The sequence below is a fragment of the Streptomyces afghaniensis genome, assembly GCF_044327915.1.
GTDB lineage: Bacteria > Actinomycetota > Actinomycetes > Streptomycetales > Streptomycetaceae > Streptomyces > Streptomyces afghaniensis.
On sequence record NZ_JBIRGJ010000001.1, the window covers coordinates 926,902 to 944,417 of the forward strand.

Below are 17,516 nucleotides of genomic sequence, written 5' to 3' on the forward strand. Positions count from 1 at the left end.
ACGTTCGATGAAGCACCACACCGTGACCGACAGCCCCTACGGCCCCCTCACCCTCGTCGCCGACGACGGTGTCCTGTGCGGCCTCTACATGACCGGCCAGCGCCACCGCCCGCCGGAGGAGACCTTCGGCCCCCGCGACGACACCCTGTTCGCGCAGACGGAGGAGCAACTGAAGGCCTACTTCGCGGGGGAGCTCAAGGAGTTCAGCGTCGAACTCCGCCTGACCGGCACCCCGTTCCAGTGCGGCGTCTGGGACCGACTGCGCCGCATCCCGTACGGCGAGACCCGCACCTACGGCCAGCTCGCCGACGCCCTCGGCACCCCCACGGCCTCGCGCGCGGTCGGCCTCGCCAACGGCCGCAACCCGATCGGCATCATCGTCCCCTGCCACCGCGTCATCGGCGCGAACGGCGGCCTCACGGGCTACGGCGGCGGCCTGGAGCGCAAACAGCGCCTGCTGGACTTCGAACGAGGGGCCGCACTCTTCTAGGCGACCGCCTGGTCAAATTTGACTAGAGTGGGGTCATGCCGGAGAAGACGATCCCGATCCTGCCGTGCCGGACCCTCCCTCCCGTCCTCGAGTTCTACACCGCCCTCGGCTTCGAGGTGACGTACGAACAGCGCAGCCCCAACCCGTACGCGGTCGTGGAACGCGGCGGTGTCGAGCTCCAGTTCTTCGTGATGAAGCACTACGAGCCGACCGACTCGGTCAGCACCTGCTACGTCATGACGGACGATGTCGACGGCCTCTACGCGGCGTTCCGCGCCGGGCTCAAGGCGGCGTACGGCAGGATCCCCACCCGGGGCCTGCCGCGGGTCGGGCCGCTCAAGGACATGTCGTACGGCGTGCGGCAGTTCCTCATGACCGACCCGGGCGGCAACTGCGTCCGGGTCGGGCAGCGCACGGGCGAGGACCGGCACCACGGGCCGGCCCCCGAGGAGACCTTCGCGCGGGCCCTGCACCACGCGTCGCTCCTGGCGGACTCCAAGGGGGACGCGGCGGGCGCCGCCAAGGTCGTCGACCGCGTCCTGCGCCTGACGGACGAGACGCCGACGCCCGTACAGCTGCTTCAGCTCCTCGTCCTGCGCGCGGACATCGCGGGACGGCTCGGCGACGAGGACGCGGCGGCGACCGCCCTCGCCCGGGCCGCCGCGCTCCGCCTCACCGACGCCGAGCGCGACCTGGGCCGGGACGCACTCACGCGCCTGGAGGACCTGCAGGGCCCCCGTCGGCCGTGAGACCGCGCAGCAGCTCCGGCAGCGCCGTGCCGATGGGTTCGCGGACGATCTCGTCGGCACGGTCGTCGTACGGCGTCGGCTCGGCGTTGACGATGATCAGGCGGGCGCCGTGGTCCGCGGCGACACCGGCGAGACCGGCGGCGGGCTGGACCTGCAGGCTCGTACCGACGGCGACGAACACCGTGCAGGCCTTGCTGACGGCGGCCGCCTCACCGAGGACGACGGGGTCGAGCCGCTCGCCGAACATCACCGTCGCCGACTTCAGGACGCCGCCGCACTCCAGACACGGCGGGTCGTCCTCACCGGCTTCGACCCGTGCGAGCGCGTCCTCCATCGAGCCGCGGGCGTGGCAGCCGGTGCAGACGACACTCCGGGCCGTGCCGTGCAGTTCGAGGACCTTGCGGTCGGGCATCCCGGCGAGCTGGTGCAGCCCGTCCACGTTCTGCGTGATCACCCGGACGGGCACCCCGGACCGCTCGAGTCCGGCCACCGCCCGGTGCGCGGCGTTGGGCTCCGCCTCAAGTGCCCGGTTCTCGCGCCGCATCTGCCAGGAGCGGCGGCGGATCTCCGGGTCGCCCATGTAGTACTCGTACGTGACGAGCTTCTCGGCCTCCGGGTCCCGCCGCCAGAGCCCGTTCGGCCCGCGGTAGTCCGGGATCCCGGAGTCCGTGCTGATACCGGCACCGGTGAGGAGCGCGACGAGGGGCTTGGCCATGTCACCGAGGGTAGGCCGCGCCGTACGACACCGGCGAGCGGTTATCGAACAGGACGCCGACGGGTGAACGGGCGGAGCCGGTCAGGACACCCGGTGCCCGTCCTCCAGCTCCGCCGTGCCCGAGCCGTCCGCCAGGACGTCCAGGCCGGCCAGGACGCGGCGGCCGAGGGCGCCCGGCAGATACTCGGTCAGCTCCTCGCGCGCGACCAGCCGCCAGGACAGCAGTTCCTCCTCCTGGAGGCGGATCGCCTTGAACTCGTCATCGCCGAGCACCCCGCCGTCGTACAGGTACACCACCAGCGGCGGACGCCCCGGGCCGTGCGCCCAGTCCACCGCCAGCAGCCGGCCGAGCTCACGGTCCAGCCCGATCTCCTCCGCCGTCTCGCGCCGCGCGCCCTGCCGGGGCGTCTCGCCGTCGTCGGACTCGATCGTGCCGCCGGGCAGCGTCCAGCCCTCCCGGTAGTTGGGCTCGACGAGCAGCACCCGGCCCTCGCCGTCCCGGAACAGCGCGGCGGCGCCGGCCAGGACGCGGGGCAGGGACGCGATGTAGGCGGCGAAGTCGGAAGAGGTGGTCATTGGGGCAGGGTAACCACCGGAACGACGGCTCAGCCGCAGGGGAAGACGTAGCTGGACTTGTAGTTGACGTAGAGGCTCGTGGAGGACGAGCCCATCTTGGCGGTCACCGGGGCGCAGGCGAAGCTGGAGACGTACACCGGGCCCGCGTACTCGCTGAAGGTGCCCGTGTCGGGGTCGCAGGCCGTGCCGTCCACCTTGCAGATCTGCACGGACATGTACTGCGCCCGGCCGACGTTGTTGTCGAGGATGACGCAGCCCTTGCCGCCGTTCTCGTAGGCGAAGAGGGTCGCCTTGCGCACGGAGGGGTCGACGCCGAGGGGGAGCGGGATCGCCTTGCGCAGCGTGTAGCCGCTGCCGCACACGGTGGCGGAGGCCGAGGCCGCGGACTGCTCGGCGGCGACGGCCCCCGGCGCGGTGAGCACGGCGGCGGTCAGGACGGTCGCGGTGGCGGTGGCACGAAGAGCAGTTCTGAGACGAGACATGACAAGCAGACGCTTTCTGTCAGGCGCGAGGACGCGAACCAGGTGACGCAAACTGATCGGACGAGCCAATAGCCAGATCACCTTACGTTCGGTTTTCATCGACATAGTCGGACTGCGGCCACGTGGCCGGAAACAGCCGCTCGGGCACTCCGCCCGGGCGGGGAATGGCCGGTTCGATCCGGTCAGGCCTGCTGCTCCGCCAGCCGCAGCGTCCGCTCGGCCAGCTCGCTGATGCGTACCCCGTCGAAGCCGAACACCGCGCTGCGGACCGTGTCCTCCAGCGGGACCGTCCACTGCTCCGGAATGGCCGCCGCCCCGCCGAACACCCCGGCCACCGACCCCGCCGTCGCGCCGTTGGAGTCCGTGTCCAGGCCGCCGCGCACGGTCAGGGCGATGGTGCGGGTGAAGTCGCCGTCGCCGTAGAGCAGGCCGGCGGTGAGGACAGCGGCGTTCGGGACGGTGTGGATCCAGCCCATCCCGGCCGTCTCCTCGGTGAGCGTGGTGAGCGTGTCCTCCCAGGACATCCGGGTGTCGTGCAGGGAGACGACCCGGCGCACCGTGCGGGCCAGCCGGCTGCTCGCCGGGATCACGGCCAGGGCCTCGTCGATCGCGTGCCGCACGGTGGGCGCCGTGAACGCCGCCGCGATCAGCGCCGCCGCCCACATCGCCCCGTAGACCCCGTTGCCGGTGTGCGACAGCACCGCGTCCCGCCGGGCCAGCGAGGCGGCCCGGCGCGGCACGCCCGGGCAGGTCCAGCCGTGGATGTCGGCCCTGATCAGCGCCCCGATCCACTCCTGGTAGGGATTGTCGTACGTCGCCGTCAGCGGCGGCTTCAGCCCGTTCGCGAGGTTGCGGTACGCGGCCCGCTCGGCGGTGAACGTCTGGAGGTACGGCAGCCGCAGCAGCCACAGGTCGCCCACCTGTTCGGTGCTGAAGCCGAAGCCGTGGGTCTCCAGCAGGTCCAGGCCGAGGATCGCGTAGTCGACGTCGTCGTCACGGCAGCTGCCGTGGATACGGCCGCGCACGCACTGGCGCCATTCGGGGCGCAGCTCGAAGCCGTCGTGTTCGCTGATCGGCTCGGGGAGGTAGTCGGTCAGCGGCAGGGCGGCGGCCTGGCGCAGGTAGCGGTCGATGCGGTCGCGGGTCCACACCTCGCCCTGCTCGACCGGTTTGCCGAGCATGTTGCCGGCGATGCGGCCCTGCCAGCCGCCGAGGATGCGATCGGGGAGGTCTGTCCGGGTGTGCGCAGGGGGCATGGTTGAGGTCTACCCGTTTCAGCCCGGTCCACAGGATGGGCGGAGGCTGACGACGGGGACTTCCTCCGGTTAAGGTCGCAGCGGCGCGACTGGCCTTGACGTGCGTGAGGGCCCGGAGAGCAAGGGGAGTGCAAGTGGCGGACGCTGCAGTGAGCGATACCCGGAAGGCACGGCGGGTGCTCGTCGCCGCGGACAAGTTCAAGGGGTCGCTGACGGCCGTGGAGGTCGCCGGGCGGGTGACGGCCGGGCTGCGCCGGGCCGTACCGGACGTCGAGGTCGAGGCGCTGCCCGTGGCCGACGGCGGTGACGGAACCGTGGCCGCGGCGGTCGCGGCCGGGTTCGAGCGCCGGGAGGTACGGGTCGCCGGTCCGCTCGGCGAGGAGGTGACGGCGGCCTTCGCGCTGCGCGAGGGCACCGCGGTCGTCGAGATGGCCGAGGCCAGCGGACTGCAGCGGCTGCCCGCCGGGGTCTTCGCACCGCTCACAGCCTCCACGTACGGCTCCGGCGAGCTGCTGCGGGCCGCGCTGGACGCGGGTGCCCGCACGATCGTCTTCGGCGTCGGCGGCAGCGCCACCACGGACGGCGGTGCCGGGATGCTGTCCGCGCTGGGCGCGCGCTTCCTGGACGGGCACGGCGAGCCGGTCCCCCCGGGCGGCGGCGGCCTGGCCGATCTGGCCACCGCCGACCTGTCCGGCCTCGACCCCCGCCTCACCGAGATCGAACTGGTCCTCGCGAGCGACGTGGACAACCCGCTGACCGGCCCGAAGGGAGCGCCCGCGGTCTACGGCCCCCAGAAGGGCGCATCGCCTGACGACGTGGCGGCCCTGGACGCCGCCCTCGCGCACTTCGCCAAGGTGCTGGAGGAGTCGGCCGGACCGAAGGCCACCCATTACGCCGCCTCGCCGGGCGCGGGCGCGGCGGGCGGCATCGGCTACGGCGCCCTGCTGCTCGGCGCCCGCTTCCGCCCCGGCATCGAGGTCATGCTCGACGTCCTGGGCTTCGCCCCCGCCCTGGAGCGCGCCGACCTGGTGATCACCGGCGAGGGCTCCCTGGACGAGCAGACCCTTCACGGCAAGGCCCCGGCGGGCGTCGCCGCGGCGGCCCGTGCGGCGGACAAGGAGGTCGTCGCGGTCTGCGGCCGCCTGGCCCTGCCCCCGGAGACCCTGGGCCGGGCCGGTTTCCGCCGGGTCTACCCCCTGACGGACGCGGAGCCGGACGTGGCGAAGTGCATCGCCGAGGCCGGGCCGATCCTGGAGCGGGTGGCGGAGCGGATCGGGCGGGACTTCCTGACCTGAGCCGTCACGGCGCCCTCCACCTTGCCGTTCTCGAACCACTGCTCCGACACGCGAAAACGGGTGTGGCCCGAGCCTTGAGGCCCGGGCCACACCCGTCAGTGGTGGGAGGAGGTCAGGGCAGCTGCGCCGCCCGCGCCTCCCGCCGGTTGTCGCGGAAGTTGTTCACTCGCCGGGCCGTGGCGAACAGCGGGATCACCGCCCCCATGACCAGCTGCAGCGCGCATCCCGTCTGCAGCAGCAGCTGCCCGCTCGGCGCGTCGAAGGCCCAGGCCGCCATCAGGCCCATGCCCAGCACGATCCACGACAGCATCGCCACCGCGAGCCGCCCCCGCGGCTTCGGGTACTCGACCCGGCTCACCATGAGCCACGCCGTACCCAGGATCGCCAGCAGCGTCGCCACGAACGGCAGCTCCAGCAGCACGATCGACACGACCGTCAGCGCGCCGAACGGTGATGGCATGCCCTGGAAGGTGCCGTCCTTCACCGTGACGCACGAGAACCTCGCAAGCCGCAGCACCACCGCCAGCAGCACGACGATCGCCCCGACCGCCGCCACCCGCTGATGCGCGTCGTCCGCGACCATGCCGTACACCAGGACGAAGTACGCCGGTGCCAGACCGAAGCTGATCAGGTCGGACAGATTGTCCAGCTCCGCGCCCATGGGGGAGGAGCGCAGCTTGCGCGCCACCAGGCCGTCGAAGAGGTCGAAGACCGCCGCGCAGAGCATGAGGATGACCGCCGTGGCCGCGCTGTGGCGGGCCATGCCGGTCTCCTGGCTGCCCGTGAGGTGCGGGATCAGGATGCCGGTGGTGGTGAAGTACACCGCCATGAAGCCGCACGTGGCGTTGCCGAGCGTCAGGGTGTCCGCTATGGAGAGGCGAAGAGAGAGGGGCATCTCCTCTTCTTCGTCGACCTCGTCGGCCTCCGGGACCCAGCCGGCCTTGGTGTCAGGATCAATCACGGTCAATGCGAGTCACCCCAGCCACGGTCTTCTGTCCCACCTCGACCGCGACCTCCACACCCTCGGGCAGGTAGAGGTCGACCCGCGAACCGAAGCGGATCAGGCCGATCCGCTCGCCCTGCTCGACCTTGGTGCCCTGGGGCACGTAGGGAACGATGCGGCGGGCGACCGCGCCGGCGATCTGGATCATCTCGATGTCGCCGAGCTCGGTGTCGAAGTGCCAGACGACACGCTCGTTGTTCTCGCTCTCCTTGTTGAAGGCGGGAACGAAGCCACCGGGCACGTGCTCGACCGACGTCACCGTGCCGGCCAGCGGCGCGCGGTTGACGTGGACGTTGAGCGGGCTCATGAAGATCGCGACGCGGGTGCGGCCGTCCTTCCACGGCATGATGCTCTGCACCACACCGTCTGCCGGCGAGATGACCCGGCCCTGGGTGATCTCGCGCTCGGGGTCGCGGAAGAACCACAGCATCCCCGCCGCGAGCGCGGTGGCGGGAACGGCGACGGCCTTGGCGGCGCCGGAGCGGCGGGCGCGGGCCAGGCTGAGGGCTGCGGTGGCGACGGTAGGAAGGAGCCACGGCGATGCTCCGCGCGCGAGGCGTACGCCGGCCCGGCTGTCGCGAGGTGCAGAGGTTTGGCTGTGGGGCATGGATGACCTTCGTAGCGGATGATGCCGCACTCTGACGGGGGACGGCGGCTTTCCGGCGATCGTAGCGGCTCGGGGCCCTAACTGGGTAAGCCAGGCAGCCGAGTCGGCGGCCGAAGAGTGCTGACGGGGTGTGATCTTCTTCTCCAAGAAAACACCCCGTATCCGGACATCTAGCCCTGGAATCGATACTCCTCGAGCAGCCGCCGACCGATGATCATTTTCTGGATCTCGGCGGTACCTTCACCGATCAGCAGCATCGGTGCCTCACGATAGAGGCGCTCGATCTCGTACTCCTTGGAGAAGCCGTAGCCGCCGTGGATCCGGAAGGCGTCTTCCACGACCTCCTTGCAGTACTCGGAGGCGAGGTACTTCGCCATCCCAGCCTCAAGGTCGTTTCGCTCACCGGAGTCCTTTTTGCGTGCCGCGTTCACCATCATCGCATGCGCGGCCTCGACCTTGGTAGCCATCTCGGCCAGCTTGAACTGGATCGCCTGGTGCTGGGCGATCGGCTTCCCGAAGGTGTGACGCTGCTGCGCGTACTGGACGCCGAGTTCGAACGCACGCTGAGCGACGCCGCAGCCACGCGCCGCCACGTTGACGCGGCCGACCTCGACGCCGTCCATCATCTGGTAGAAACCACGGCCCGTGACCCCGCCGAGCACACGATCCGCAGGAATCCGCAGGCCATCCATGATGAGTTCGGTGGTGTCGACACCCTTGTAACCCATCTTGTCGATCTTGCCGGGGATGGTGAGGCCGGGGCGGACCTCGCCGAAGCCGGGCTCCTTCTCGACCAGGAAGGTCGTCATCGACTTGTGGGGCGCGGTGCCCTCGGGGTGACCTTCGTCACTTCGCACCAGAACGGCCACCAGGGACGACGTCCCGCCGTTGGTCAGCCACATCTTCTGGCCGTTCAGGACGTACTCGTCGCCGTCCTTCACCGCCTTCGACGTGATCGCCGACACGTCCGAGCCGAGGGCCGGCTCCGACATCGAGAAGGCGCCCCGGATGTCGCCGGCCGCCATCCTCGGCAGGAAGTGGTCCTTCTGCTCCTGCGTGCCGTGCTGCTTGAGCATGTACGCCACGATGAAGTGCGTGTTGATGATGCCGGACACCGACATCCACCCGCGGGCGATCTCCTCCACGCACAGCGCGTACGTCAGGAGCGACTCGCCCAGACCCCCGTACTCCTCGGGGATCATCAGGCCGAACAGGCCCAACTCCTTCAGCCCGTCGACGATCGCTTGCGGGTACTCGTCGCGGTGCTCCAGCTCGGTCGCGACCGGGATGATCTCCTTGTCCACGAAGTCCCGGACGGTGGACAGGATCTCCTGCTGGATGTCCGTCAGACCGGCGGTCTGGGCGAGTCGCGCCATGGCTACTTCTCCTGCTCCTTGAGCTCGGGGCGGCCCGGCTGCTCGCCGCCGCGCTCCTTGATGTACGTCTCGGTCGGCACCATGACCTTGCGGCGGAACACGCAGACCAGCGTGCCGTCCTGCTTGTAGCCCTTGGTCTCGACGTGCACGATGCCGCGGTCGTTCTTCGACTTCGACGGCCACTTGTCGAGCACGGTCGTCTGGCCGTAGATCGTGTCGCCGTGGAAGGTCGGCGCCACGTGCTTGAGCGACTCGATCTCCAGGTTGGCGATCGCCTTGCCGGAGATGTCCGGCACGCTCATGCCGAGCAGGAGCGAGTAGACGTAGTTCCCGACGACGACGTTCTTGCCGAAGTCCGTCGTCTTCTCCGCATAGTTCGTGTCCATGTGGAGCGGGTGGTGGTTCATGGTGAGGAGACAGAAGAGGTGGTCGTCGTACTCGGTGACCGTCTTGCCCGGCCAGTGCTTGTACGTCGCCCCGACCTCGAACTCCTCGTAGGTGCGTCCGAACTGCATCGCGCTCAGCCCTCCGGGATCTCGAACTTGCTGGTGCGCTGCATGCCGGCGGCACGGCCCTTGCCGGAGATGACCAGGGCCATCTTGCGGCTGGCCTCGTCGATCATCTCGTCGCCGAGCATCGCCGAGCCCTTCTTGCCGCCCGCCTCGGACGTGTAGTAGTCGTACGCGTCCAGGATCAGCTCGGCGTGGTCGTAGTCCTCCTGCGACGGCGAGAAGATCTCGTTGGACGCCTCGACCTGGCCCGGGTGCAGCACCCACTTGCCGTCGAAGCCGAGGGCGGCGGCGCGCTGGGCGACCTCGCGGTAGCCGTCGATGTTGCGGATCTGCAGGTAGGGGCCGTCGATCGCCTGGAGGTTGTTGGCGCGGGCGGCCATCAGGATCTTCATCAGGATGTAGTGGTAGGCGTCCGCCGGGTAGCCGGGCGGCTGCTCGCCCACGACCAGCGACTTCATGTTGATCGACGCCATGAAGTCGGCCGGGCCGAAGATGATCGTCTCGACGCGCTGGGAGGCCGTCGCGATCTCGTTGACGTTGTTCAGGCCCTGGGCGTTCTCGATCTGCGCCTCGATGCCGATCTTGCCGACCTCGAAGCCCATCGTCTTCTCGATCTGGGTGAGGAGGAGGTCCAGGGCGACGATCTGCTCAGCCGTCTGCACCTTCGGCAGCATGATGCAGTCGAGGTTCTGGCCGGCGCCCTCGACGACGGTGACGACGTCGCGGTACGTCCACTTGGTCGTCCAGTCGTTGACGCGCACGACGCGCGTCTTGCCCGTCCAGTCGCCCTCGTTGAGGAACTTGACGATGGTGTGCCGCGCCTCGGGCTTCGCGAGCGGGGCGCACGCGTCCTCCAGGTCGAGGAAGACCTGGTCGGCGGGGAGGCCCTGCGCCTTCTCCAGGAAGCGGGGGTTCGAGCCCGGTACCGCCAGGCAGGAACGCCGGGGGCGAAGGCGGTTGACCGTGGTCATGCGGAGACCTCCAGGGGGTCGAGCTTGTTCGCTTTCCGGATCTCGTCGACGATGCGGCCGATGATTCCGGTGATGTCGAAGTCCTTCGGGGTGAAGACCGCGGCCACTCCGGCTGCCCTGAGCTGCTCGGCATCCCCGTTCGGGATGATGCCACCGGCGATCACCGGGATGTCTGTGGCACCGGCCACACGCAGCCGTTCGAGTACGTCCGGCACCAGCTGGGCGTGCGAGCCGGACAGGATGGACAGGCCGACCGCGTGCACGTCCTCGGCGAGGGCCGCGTCCACGATCTGCTCGGGGGTGAGCCGGATGCCCTGGTAGACCACCTCGAAGCCGGCGTCCCGTGCGCGCACGGCGATCTGCTCGGCGCCGTTGGAGTGTCCGTCCAGGCCCGGCTTGCCGACCAGGAAGCGCAGCTTGCCCACGCCCAGGTCCTTGGCCGTCAGATCCACCTTGCGGCGCACCAGGGCCAGCGTGCTGCCCTCCTCGGCGGGCACGGCCACGGGCGCCGAGGAAACACCCGTGGGCGCCCTGAACTCGCCGAACACCTCGCGCAGGGCCCCCGCCCACTCGCCGGTCGTGACCCCGGCGCGGGCGCACTCCAGGGTGGCCTCCATGAGGTTCTCGGTGCCGCGCGCGGCCTCCTTCAGCCGCTCCAGCGCCTTGCAGGGCCGCGGGTGGTTGAAGGGCGGCTGGTAGCGGCTGTCGCGCCACTGCTGGAGCGAGGCGATGACACGGGCCTCGACCTCCGGGTCGACCGTCTGGATCGCGGTGTCCAGGTCGGCCGTCAGCGGGTTCGGCTCGGTGCCCTCGAAGGCGTTGACACCGATGATCTTCTCCTGCCCGGACTCGATCCGGCCCCGGCGCTCCGCATGCGAGGCGACCAGCTGCGACTTGAGGTAGCCGGACTCGACGGCCGCCATCGCGCCGCCCATCTCCTGGATGCGGTCGATCTCCGCGAGCGAGGCCTCGACCAGTTCGCCCACCTTCGCCTCGATGACCTTCGAGCCCTCGAAGATGTCCTCGTACTCCAGCAGATCGCTCTCGTAGGCCAGCACCTGCTGGATGCGCAGCGACCACTGCTGGTCCCAGGGGCGGGGCAGGCCGAGGGCCTCGTTCCAGGCGGGGAGCTGCACGGCACGCGCGCGTGCGTCCTTGGAGAGCGTCACGGCCAGCATCTCCAGGACGATCCGCTGGACGTTGTTCTCCGGCTGTGCCTCCGTCAGGCCCAGGGAGTTGACCTGGACGCCGTAGCGGAAGCGGCGGTGCTTGGGGTTCTCGATGCCGTACCGCTCGCGGGTGATCCTGTCCCAGATGCGGCCGAACGCCCGCATCTTGCACATCTCCTCGATGAAGCGGACGCCCGCGTTCACGAAGAAGGAGATCCGTCCGACGACATCGCCCATGCGCTCCTGCGGCACCTGGCCGGAGTCACGGACCGCGTCCAGCACGGCGATCGCGGTGGACATCGCGTACGCGATCTCCTGGACCGGCGTGGCGCCCGCCTCCTGCAGGTGGTAGCTGCAGATGTTGATCGGGTTCCACTTCGGGATGTGGGAGACCGTGTACGCGATCATGTCCGTCGTCAGACGGAGGCTCGGCCCCGGCGGGAACACGTGCGTGCCGCGGGACAGGTACTCCTTGACGATGTCGTTCTGGGTCGTGCCCTGGAGCTTGGTGATGTCCGCGCCCTGCTCCTCGGCGACGACCTGGTAGAGCGCCAGCAGCCACATGGCCGTGGCGTTGATGGTCATCGAGGTGTTCATCTGCTCCAGGGGGATGTCCTGGAACAGCCGGCGCATGTCACCGACGTGGGCGATCGGCACACCGACCCGGCCGACCTCGCCGCGGGCGAGGATGTGGTCGGAGTCGTAGCCGGTCTGCGTCGGCAGGTCGAACGCCACCGACAGACCCGTCTGGCCCTTGGCGAGGTTGCGCCGGTACAGCTCGTTGGACGCCTCGGCCGTGGAGTGACCGGCGTAGGTCCGCATGAGCCACGGACGGTCCTTCTGACGCTCTGTCATCCAGCAGCCCTCAGATGTTCCGGAAGCGGTTGATGGCGTCGATGTGCTGGGCGCGCTTGTCCTGGTCGCGCACGCCCAGGCCCTCCTCGGGGGCCATGCAGAGCACGCCGACCTTGCCCTGGTGGAGGTTGCGGTGCACGTCGAAGGCGGCCTGCCCGGTGTCCTCCAGGGAGTACACCTTCGACAGGGTCGGGTGGATCTTTCCCTTCGCGATGAGCCGGTTGGCCTCCCAGGCCTCGCGGTAGTTGGCGAAGTGCGAGCCGATGATGCGCTTCAGCGACATCCACAGGTAGCGGTTGTCGTACTCGTGCATGTAGCCCGAGGTGGAGGCGCAGGTGGTGATGGTGCCGCCCTTGCGGGTCACGAAGACGCTCGCGCCGAAGGTCTCGCGGCCGGGGTGCTCGAAGACGATGTCGATGTCCTCCCCGCCGGTGAGCTCGCGGATGCGCTTGCCGAAGCGCTTCCACTCCTTCGGGTCCTGGGTGTTCTCGTCCTTCCAGAACTTGTAGCCCTCGGCGTTGCGGTCGATGATCGCCTCGGCGCCCATCGCCCGGCAGATCTCGGCCTTCTGCGGCGAGGACACGACACAGATGGGGTTGGCGCCGCCGGCCAGCGCGAACTGCGTGGCGTAACTGCCGAGTCCGCCGCTCGCGCCCCAGATCAGCACGTTGTCGCCCTGCTTCATGCCGGCGCCGTTGCGGGAGACCAGCTGGCGGTAGGCGGTGGAGTTGACCAGGCCGGGGGCGGCGGCCTCCTCCCAGCTGAGGTGGTCGGGCTTGGGCATCAGCTGGTTGGACTTGACCAGGGCGATCTCGGCGAGGCCGCCGAAGTTCGTCTCGAAGCCCCAGATGCGCTGTTCGGGGTCGAGCATCGTGTCGTTGTGGCCGTCGCTGGACTCCAGCTCCACGCTGAGGCAGTGCGCGACGACCTCGTCGCCGGGGTGCCAGGCGTTGACGCCCGGGCCGGTGCGCAGGACGACGCCCGCGAGGTCGGAGCCGATGATGTGGTAGGGCAGGTCGTGGCGCTTGGCCAGCTCACTGGTGCGGCCGTAGCGCTCCAGGAACCCGAACGTGGACAGCGGCTCGAAGATCGACGTCCACACCGAGTTGTAGTTGACCGACGAGGCCATCACGGCGACCAGCGCCTCGCCCGGGCCGAGCTCGGGCAGCGGCACCTCGTCCAGGTGGATCGACTTGCGGGGGTCCTTGTCGCGCGTGGAGAGCCCGGCGAACATCTCCGTCTCGTCCTTGTGCACGGTGATCGCGCGGTACGACTCGGGGAGCGGGAGGGCGGCGAAGTCCTCCGACGTGGAGTCGGGCGACTGGATCGCGGCCAGGATGTCCTTAACGGTCACGGTGTTGCCTCCGGCGGTGAGCGCCCTGAGGGAGGGGCGCCGATGGTTACGTCGGTGCTGCTGAGGGTTGAGGGTGTGCCGTCGGTTCGGCGGTGGTGCTGTTCGGCAGCGCTGGTGGCGCGGGAGGTTGCCTGTGACGCAGGCGTCCGGACGGGCAGGCGCTGGGCTTGCTGGGACATCGCCCGGACCTCTTCAACGTATGACACCGCGTGTCACCTCGCAAGGCACTGAGTGCCAGAAGTTTCTCTCAGATGAAATCTTTACGTAACAAATGAGCGATGATCGATCGAACGGCCTCGTCAAGGGCCTGCAAAACCATCCCTGACATGCCAAAACGGCCACCCCGAAGGGTGGCCGTCATCACACGGGCGAAGGGAGCTCAGCGCTCCTTGAGTGCCTGCTCGATCGTCCGCATGACCTCGTCCAGCGGGGCGTCGGTACGGGCGACGGTCACCAGCACCTCGCCCTGCGCCGAAGCCGTGGCCGCGGCCGGCTGCGACTCCGTGGAGCGCCCGGCCCCGATCCCCGTGCCGAACGTCTTGCGCACGATCGCGAAGGCGTGGTCCAGCTGCGCCTCCACGTCACCCTGCCCGCCCGCCCGCAGCCAGCGCCGCAGGACGTGGTTGTGGGCGGTGACGACGGCGGACGCGGCGACCTCCGCGAGCAGCGGGTCGTCATTGGCGTCGTCGGCGTGCGCGCGCTCGTCGAAGTGGCCGAGGAGATAGCGGGTGAACAGGCGCTCGTAGCGGGCCACCGACGCGATCTCCGCCTCGCGGAGCGTGGGCACCTCGCGCGTCAGCTTGTAGCGGGCGACCGAGATCTCCGGCCGGGCCGCGTACATCTTCATGACTTCCTTGATGCCGCGGCACACCGTGTCGAGCGGATGCTCGTGCGCGGGCGCGGCGTTGAGCACCGCCTCGGCCCGGACCAGGGTGTCGTCGTGGTCGGGGAAGATCGCCTCTTCCTTGGAACGGAAGTGGCGGAAGAAGGTGCGGCGGGCGACCCCGGCCTGGGCCGCGATCTCGTCGACGGTGGTCGCCTCGTACCCCTTGGTCGCGAACAGCTCCATCGCGGCGGCCGCCAGTTCCCGGCGCATCTTGAGCCGCTGGGCGGCGGCGCGAGAGCCTGCGGCGGTTTCCGGCGCGTCGGTCGCAGCTGGTGTACGTGAGGACTTGGCGGGCTGGGACATGCCCTGAACGTACTGCATGTGCGCAGCTCGCTGCGCATGACCTGGTGCTCCGCCGCCGCCCGGGGGCGGCGGGGACCGGTCCGGTCCGAGCAGACCGCCCCACCGCCCGCCGGACCGGAACCAGTCGCCGGGACCCTCAGCGCTTGGCATATTCGCGGAAGCCACGGCCGGTCTTGCGGCCGAGGCAGCCCGCGGCCACCAGGTGCTCCAGGAGCGGCGCCGGGGCGAGCCCCGGGTCGCGGAACTCGCGGTGCAGGACCTTCTCGATGGCGAGCGAGACGTCGAGCCCGACCACGTCCAGCAGTTCGAACGGGCCCATCGGGTAACCGCCGCCCAGCTTCATCGCCGCGTCGATGTCGTCGAGCGACGCGTAGTGCTCCTGCACCATCTTGATCGCGTTGTTCAGGTACGGGAAGAGCAGCGCGTTCACGATGAAGCCCGCCCGGTCGCCGCAGTCGACCGCGTGCTTCCTGATCCGGCCGCAGACCTCGCGGACCGTCGCGTGCACGTCGTCGGCCGTCAGGACCGTACGGACGACCTCGACCAGCTTCATGGCCGGCGCCGGGTTGAAGAAGTGCATGCCGATCACGTCCTGCGGGCGCGAGGTGGCCCGGGCGCAGGCCACGACCGGCAGGGACGAGGTGGTGGTGGCCAGGACCGCGCCCGGCTTGCAGACCTTGTCCAGCGCCGCGAACAACTGCCGCTTGACCTCCAGGTCTTCGGCGACGGCCTCCACGGCCAGGTCGACCTCGGCGAAGGCGTCGTAGGAGCCCGCCGGAGTTATCCGGTCCAGGGTCTGCGCGGCGGCCTCGGCGGTCATCCGGCCCTTGTCGACCGAGCGGGACAGGGACTTGCCGATGCGGGTCTTCGCGGCCTGGGCCTTCTCCTCGCTGCGGGCGGCGAGGACCACCTCGTACCCGGCCTTGGCGAACACCTCGGCGATACCGGAAGCCATGGTCCCCGAGCCCGCGACACCCACCGAGCGGACCTCCCGGCCCGGGGCCGGGTTCCCGCCCTCCAGCGGGGTCAGAGCGTCCGGCACGACGGTGCCGCTGCCCGGCGCCTCGTAGGTGTAGAACCCGCGTCCCGCCTTGCGGCCGGTCAGGCCCGCCTCGCTCAGCTGCTTGAGGATCGGCGCCGGGGCGTGCAGCCGGTCGCGGGACGCGGCGTACATGGCCTCCAGGACGGTGCGGGCGGTGTCGACGCCGATCAGGTCGAGCAGTGCCAGCGGGCCCATCGGCAGGCCGCAGCCCAGCCGCATCGCGGCGTCGATGTCCTCACGGGAGGCGTACTTCGCCTCGTACATCGCGGCGGCCTGGTTGAGGTAGCCGAACAGCAGGCCGTCGGCGACGAAGCCGGGGCGGTCGCCGACGGCGACGGGCTCCTTGCCCAGGTCCAGGGCGAGATCGGTGACCGCCGCGACGGCGGCCGGGGCGGTCAGCACCGAGGAGACGACCTCGACCAGCCGCATCGCCGGGGCCGGGTTGAAGAAGTGCAGGCCCAGCACCCGCTCCGGACGGGCCGAGTCGGCGGCGAGCCGGGTGACGGACAGGGCGTTGGTGCCGGTCGCCATGATCGTCTCGGGGCGCACGATCCCGTCGAGTTCCCGGAAGATCTGGTGCTTGACCTCGTACGACTCCGGCGCCACCTCGATGACCAGGTCGGCGTCGGCCGCGGCCCGCAGGTCGGTGGAGGTACGGACGCGGTCCAGGATCTCCGCGCGGTCCTGCTCGGTCAGCCGGCCGCGCTCGACGCCGCGGGCGGTGGAGGACTCCAGGGCGGCGACGCACTTCGCGGCCTGGGCCTCGCTGATGTCGATGCCGACGACCTCGCGGCCGGCCTTGGCGAGGACCTCGGCGATGCCGGTGCCCATCGTGCCGAGGCCGACGACTGCGATGGTGCGCAGCGGGGACAGGGACGGGTCGGAAAGGGGAGTGGCCATCGCGGGACTCCAGGAATGAGGGTGACGACGGGGAACGCGTCCCGGGTACGCCGAGTACGGCCCGGCAGGAGCCGGGGTCCCGGGCGCACCGGGTGCGTGTGAAGTGCGGGTGTTGGCCGGGCTGCTGAGCGCACACGCCCGGTGCCGTCTCCGCGGGCGTGCACACGCCCGGGGCGAGCGGCTGTTCCGACCGGCCCTGTCCCGGGGCCGAGTCGTACTGCGGTACCTGAGGCACCGAACCGACTGCTCTCGCGGTGGCCGCGTCACCAGACCGCCGCGAGGAGATACGAGTGGGTAACTCGCTCGTCTGAGCTTAACTGGCGGGTAACGAGCACGCCAGCCCTCGTGTTTGTGATGTACGTCCCGCGCAGCTCGGGGCGCCTCTAATCTCTCACTCATGGACGAAGAGTTGCGATCACTCACGGAGCGCTTACGGCAGGAGTCGGGGGCGTCGCCCGCCTTCGAGCGGCTCGTGGCGACCGACGACCTCGACGCCCTGGCCGCGGTGCTGACCGAACCCGGGCAGCCCTTGTGGGCGAGGGAGCTGGCCGCCTTCCGGCTCGGGCTCGCCGAGGACCGGCGGTCCTTCGAGTCCCTGGTGCTGCTGCTCAACCACCGCGATCCGCCGCGCTGCGCCTCCGCCGCCTACGCCCTCGCCCGCCTCGGCGACCCGCGCACCGCCCGCGCGGCCGCCGCCCTCGCCACCAACGAACTGCGGGTCGCCTACGCCCTGCAGCCGGTCCGGCTCCTGGTCGAACTGCGCGCCCCGGAGGCCGTGCCCGCCCTGATCACCACCCTCCAGCGACGGCTGCGCCCGCACGACCCGTACCGCCGGGTGGCCCTCGCCTGCGTGGACGGGCTCGGCACGCTGGGCGACGGCCGGGCCAGACCCGTACTGAACGAGGCCCTCGCGCATCCGGTGCTGGCGGAGGCGGCGGTGCGGGCGCTGGGGCGGATTCCGAAACAGAGGTGAGA

Annotated in this window: 17 protein-coding genes; 4 read left to right on the plus strand and 13 right to left on the minus strand. The window is 70.2% G+C overall.

The features are described from left to right. Positions 1-7 precede the first annotated feature (7 nt). Both ACH4G3_RS03760 and ACH4G3_RS03765 read left to right on the plus strand, forming a co-directional pair. Positions 8-490 carry a methylated-DNA--[protein]-cysteine S-methyltransferase gene (locus ACH4G3_RS03760; RefSeq protein ID WP_397622917.1) on the plus strand — a complete coding sequence of 161 codons (483 nt, stop codon included), beginning with the start codon at positions 8-10 and terminating at the stop codon, positions 488-490. Between the two features lie 35 nt (positions 491-525). Next, the gene (locus ACH4G3_RS03765; protein WP_397622918.1) at positions 526-1,239 is read left to right on the plus strand and encodes a bleomycin resistance protein; all 714 of its coding nucleotides are present in this window, start codon (positions 526-528) and stop codon (positions 1,237-1,239) included. Here the strand turns inward: ACH4G3_RS03765 and ACH4G3_RS03770 are convergent. From ACH4G3_RS03770 to ACH4G3_RS03785, 4 genes are all read right to left on the minus strand, one after another. Then, complete coding sequence (locus ACH4G3_RS03770) at positions 1,199-1,954, minus strand: SIR2 family NAD-dependent protein deacylase (RefSeq protein ID WP_397622919.1); 756 nt, start codon at positions 1,952-1,954, stop codon at positions 1,199-1,201. The two genes, ACH4G3_RS03765 and ACH4G3_RS03770, sit on opposite strands and share 41 nt — an antisense overlap. Positions 1,955-2,035: 81 nt before the next feature. Then, entirely contained in the window at positions 2,036-2,530 is a 495-nt protein-coding gene (locus ACH4G3_RS03775; protein WP_397622920.1) for an NUDIX domain-containing protein, read from the minus strand. 29 nt (positions 2,531-2,559) lie between these two features. Continuing rightward, positions 2,560-3,012 carry a hypothetical protein gene (locus ACH4G3_RS03780; RefSeq protein WP_397622921.1) on the minus strand — a complete coding sequence of 151 codons (453 nt, stop codon included), beginning with the start codon at positions 3,010-3,012 and terminating at the stop codon, positions 2,560-2,562. Positions 3,013-3,194: 182 nt separating this feature from the next. Continuing rightward, positions 3,195-4,268, minus strand: coding sequence for an ADP-ribosylglycohydrolase family protein (locus ACH4G3_RS03785; protein ID WP_397622922.1), 1,074 nt, complete (start codon positions 4,266-4,268; stop codon positions 3,195-3,197). A 176-nt stretch (positions 4,269-4,444) separates the two neighbouring features. Between ACH4G3_RS03785 and ACH4G3_RS03790 the strand changes: the two genes are divergently transcribed. After that, positions 4,445-5,563, plus strand: coding sequence for a glycerate kinase (locus ACH4G3_RS03790; protein ID WP_397623374.1), 1,119 nt, complete (start codon positions 4,445-4,447; stop codon positions 5,561-5,563). Positions 5,564-5,675: 112 nt separating this feature from the next. Here the strand turns inward: ACH4G3_RS03790 and pssA are convergent, their stop codons facing one another. The 9 genes from pssA to ACH4G3_RS03835 all read right to left on the minus strand — a co-directional run bounded on the left by pssA (position 5,676) and on the right by ACH4G3_RS03835 (position 16,541). After that, positions 5,676-6,458 carry a CDP-diacylglycerol--serine O-phosphatidyltransferase gene (gene pssA, locus ACH4G3_RS03795; protein WP_051185636.1) on the minus strand — a complete coding sequence of 261 codons (783 nt, stop codon included), beginning with the start codon at positions 6,456-6,458 and terminating at the stop codon, positions 5,676-5,678. Between the two features lie 58 nt (positions 6,459-6,516). Further along, entirely contained in the window at positions 6,517-7,173 is a 657-nt protein-coding gene (locus tag ACH4G3_RS03800; RefSeq protein ID WP_010038789.1) for a phosphatidylserine decarboxylase, read from the minus strand. A 170-nt stretch (positions 7,174-7,343) separates the two neighbouring features. Further along, positions 7,344-8,549, minus strand: a complete 1,206-nt coding sequence (locus ACH4G3_RS03805) for an acyl-CoA dehydrogenase family protein (protein WP_279544832.1) — start codon at positions 8,547-8,549, stop codon at positions 7,344-7,346. Positions 8,550-8,551: 2 nt separating this feature from the next. Continuing rightward, on the minus strand, positions 8,552-9,064 hold the full coding sequence (locus tag ACH4G3_RS03810; RefSeq protein WP_003994084.1) for a MaoC family dehydratase: 513 nt from the start codon (positions 9,062-9,064) through the stop codon (positions 8,552-8,554). Positions 9,065-9,069: 5 nt separating this feature from the next. Beyond that, positions 9,070-10,032: an HpcH/HpaI aldolase/citrate lyase family protein gene (locus tag ACH4G3_RS03815; protein WP_397622923.1), complete on the minus strand. Its 963-nt coding sequence runs from the start codon at positions 10,030-10,032 to the stop codon at positions 9,070-9,072. Beyond that, positions 10,029-12,056 (minus strand): protein meaA, encoded by a 2,028-nt coding sequence (locus ACH4G3_RS03820; protein WP_397622924.1) that lies wholly within the window; start codon positions 12,054-12,056, stop codon positions 10,029-10,031. Before ACH4G3_RS03820 ends, ACH4G3_RS03815 begins: the two co-directional genes overlap by 4 nt. Positions 12,057-12,066: 10 nt before the next feature. Beyond that, positions 12,067-13,410: a crotonyl-CoA carboxylase/reductase gene (gene ccrA, locus ACH4G3_RS03825; RefSeq protein ID WP_397622925.1), complete on the minus strand. Its 1,344-nt coding sequence runs from the start codon at positions 13,408-13,410 to the stop codon at positions 12,067-12,069. Positions 13,411-13,789: 379 nt separating this feature from the next. Further along, on the minus strand, positions 13,790-14,599 hold the full coding sequence (locus tag ACH4G3_RS03830; protein ID WP_354746202.1) for a TetR family transcriptional regulator: 810 nt from the start codon (positions 14,597-14,599) through the stop codon (positions 13,790-13,792). A 136-nt stretch (positions 14,600-14,735) separates the two neighbouring features. Further along, positions 14,736-16,541: a 3-hydroxyacyl-CoA dehydrogenase family protein gene (locus ACH4G3_RS03835; RefSeq protein WP_397622926.1), complete on the minus strand. Its 1,806-nt coding sequence runs from the start codon at positions 16,539-16,541 to the stop codon at positions 14,736-14,738. Positions 16,542-16,938: 397 nt separating this feature from the next. On the opposite strand from ACH4G3_RS03835, the gene ACH4G3_RS03840 reads away from it, so the two are divergent. Then, positions 16,939-17,514: an adenylosuccinate lyase gene (locus ACH4G3_RS03840; protein WP_397622927.1), complete on the plus strand. Its 576-nt coding sequence runs from the start codon at positions 16,939-16,941 to the stop codon at positions 17,512-17,514. Positions 17,515-17,516: the final 2 nt, after the last annotated feature.

Bases quoted from the DNA above. Each gene is read 5' to 3' on its own strand.
- ACH4G3_RS03760 (WP_397622917.1), top strand. From the start codon at position 8: ATGAAGCACCACACCGTGACCGACAGCCCCTACGGCCCCCTCACCCTC.
- ACH4G3_RS03765 (WP_397622918.1), top strand. From the start codon at position 526: ATGCCGGAGAAGACGATCCCGATCCTGCCGTGCCGGACCCTCCCTCCC.
- ACH4G3_RS03770 (WP_397622919.1), bottom strand. From the start codon at position 1,954: ATGGCCAAGCCCCTCGTCGCGCTCCTCACCGGTGCCGGTATCAGCACG.
- ACH4G3_RS03775 (WP_397622920.1), bottom strand. From the start codon at position 2,530: ATGACCACCTCTTCCGACTTCGCCGCCTACATCGCGTCCCTGCCCCGC.
- ACH4G3_RS03780 (WP_397622921.1), bottom strand. From the start codon at position 3,012: ATGTCTCGTCTCAGAACTGCTCTTCGTGCCACCGCCACCGCGACCGTC.
- ACH4G3_RS03785 (WP_397622922.1), bottom strand. From the start codon at position 4,268: ATGCCCCCTGCGCACACCCGGACAGACCTCCCCGATCGCATCCTCGGC.
- pssA (WP_051185636.1), bottom strand. From the start codon at position 6,458: ATGCCCCTCTCTCTTCGCCTCTCCATAGCGGACACCCTGACGCTCGGC.
- ACH4G3_RS03800 (WP_010038789.1), bottom strand. From the start codon at position 7,173: ATGCCCCACAGCCAAACCTCTGCACCTCGCGACAGCCGGGCCGGCGTA.
- ACH4G3_RS03805 (WP_279544832.1), bottom strand. From the start codon at position 8,549: ATGGCGCGACTCGCCCAGACCGCCGGTCTGACGGACATCCAGCAGGAG.
- ACH4G3_RS03810 (WP_003994084.1), bottom strand. From the start codon at position 9,064: ATGCAGTTCGGACGCACCTACGAGGAGTTCGAGGTCGGGGCGACGTAC.
- ACH4G3_RS03815 (WP_397622923.1), bottom strand. From the start codon at position 10,032: ATGACCACGGTCAACCGCCTTCGCCCCCGGCGTTCCTGCCTGGCGGTA.
- ACH4G3_RS03820 (WP_397622924.1), bottom strand. From the start codon at position 12,056: ATGACAGAGCGTCAGAAGGACCGTCCGTGGCTCATGCGGACCTACGCC.
- ACH4G3_RS03830 (WP_354746202.1), bottom strand. From the start codon at position 14,599: ATGTCCCAGCCCGCCAAGTCCTCACGTACACCAGCTGCGACCGACGCG.
- ACH4G3_RS03835 (WP_397622926.1), bottom strand. From the start codon at position 16,541: ATGGCCACTCCCCTTTCCGACCCGTCCCTGTCCCCGCTGCGCACCATC.
- ACH4G3_RS03840 (WP_397622927.1), top strand. From the start codon at position 16,939: ATGGACGAAGAGTTGCGATCACTCACGGAGCGCTTACGGCAGGAGTCG.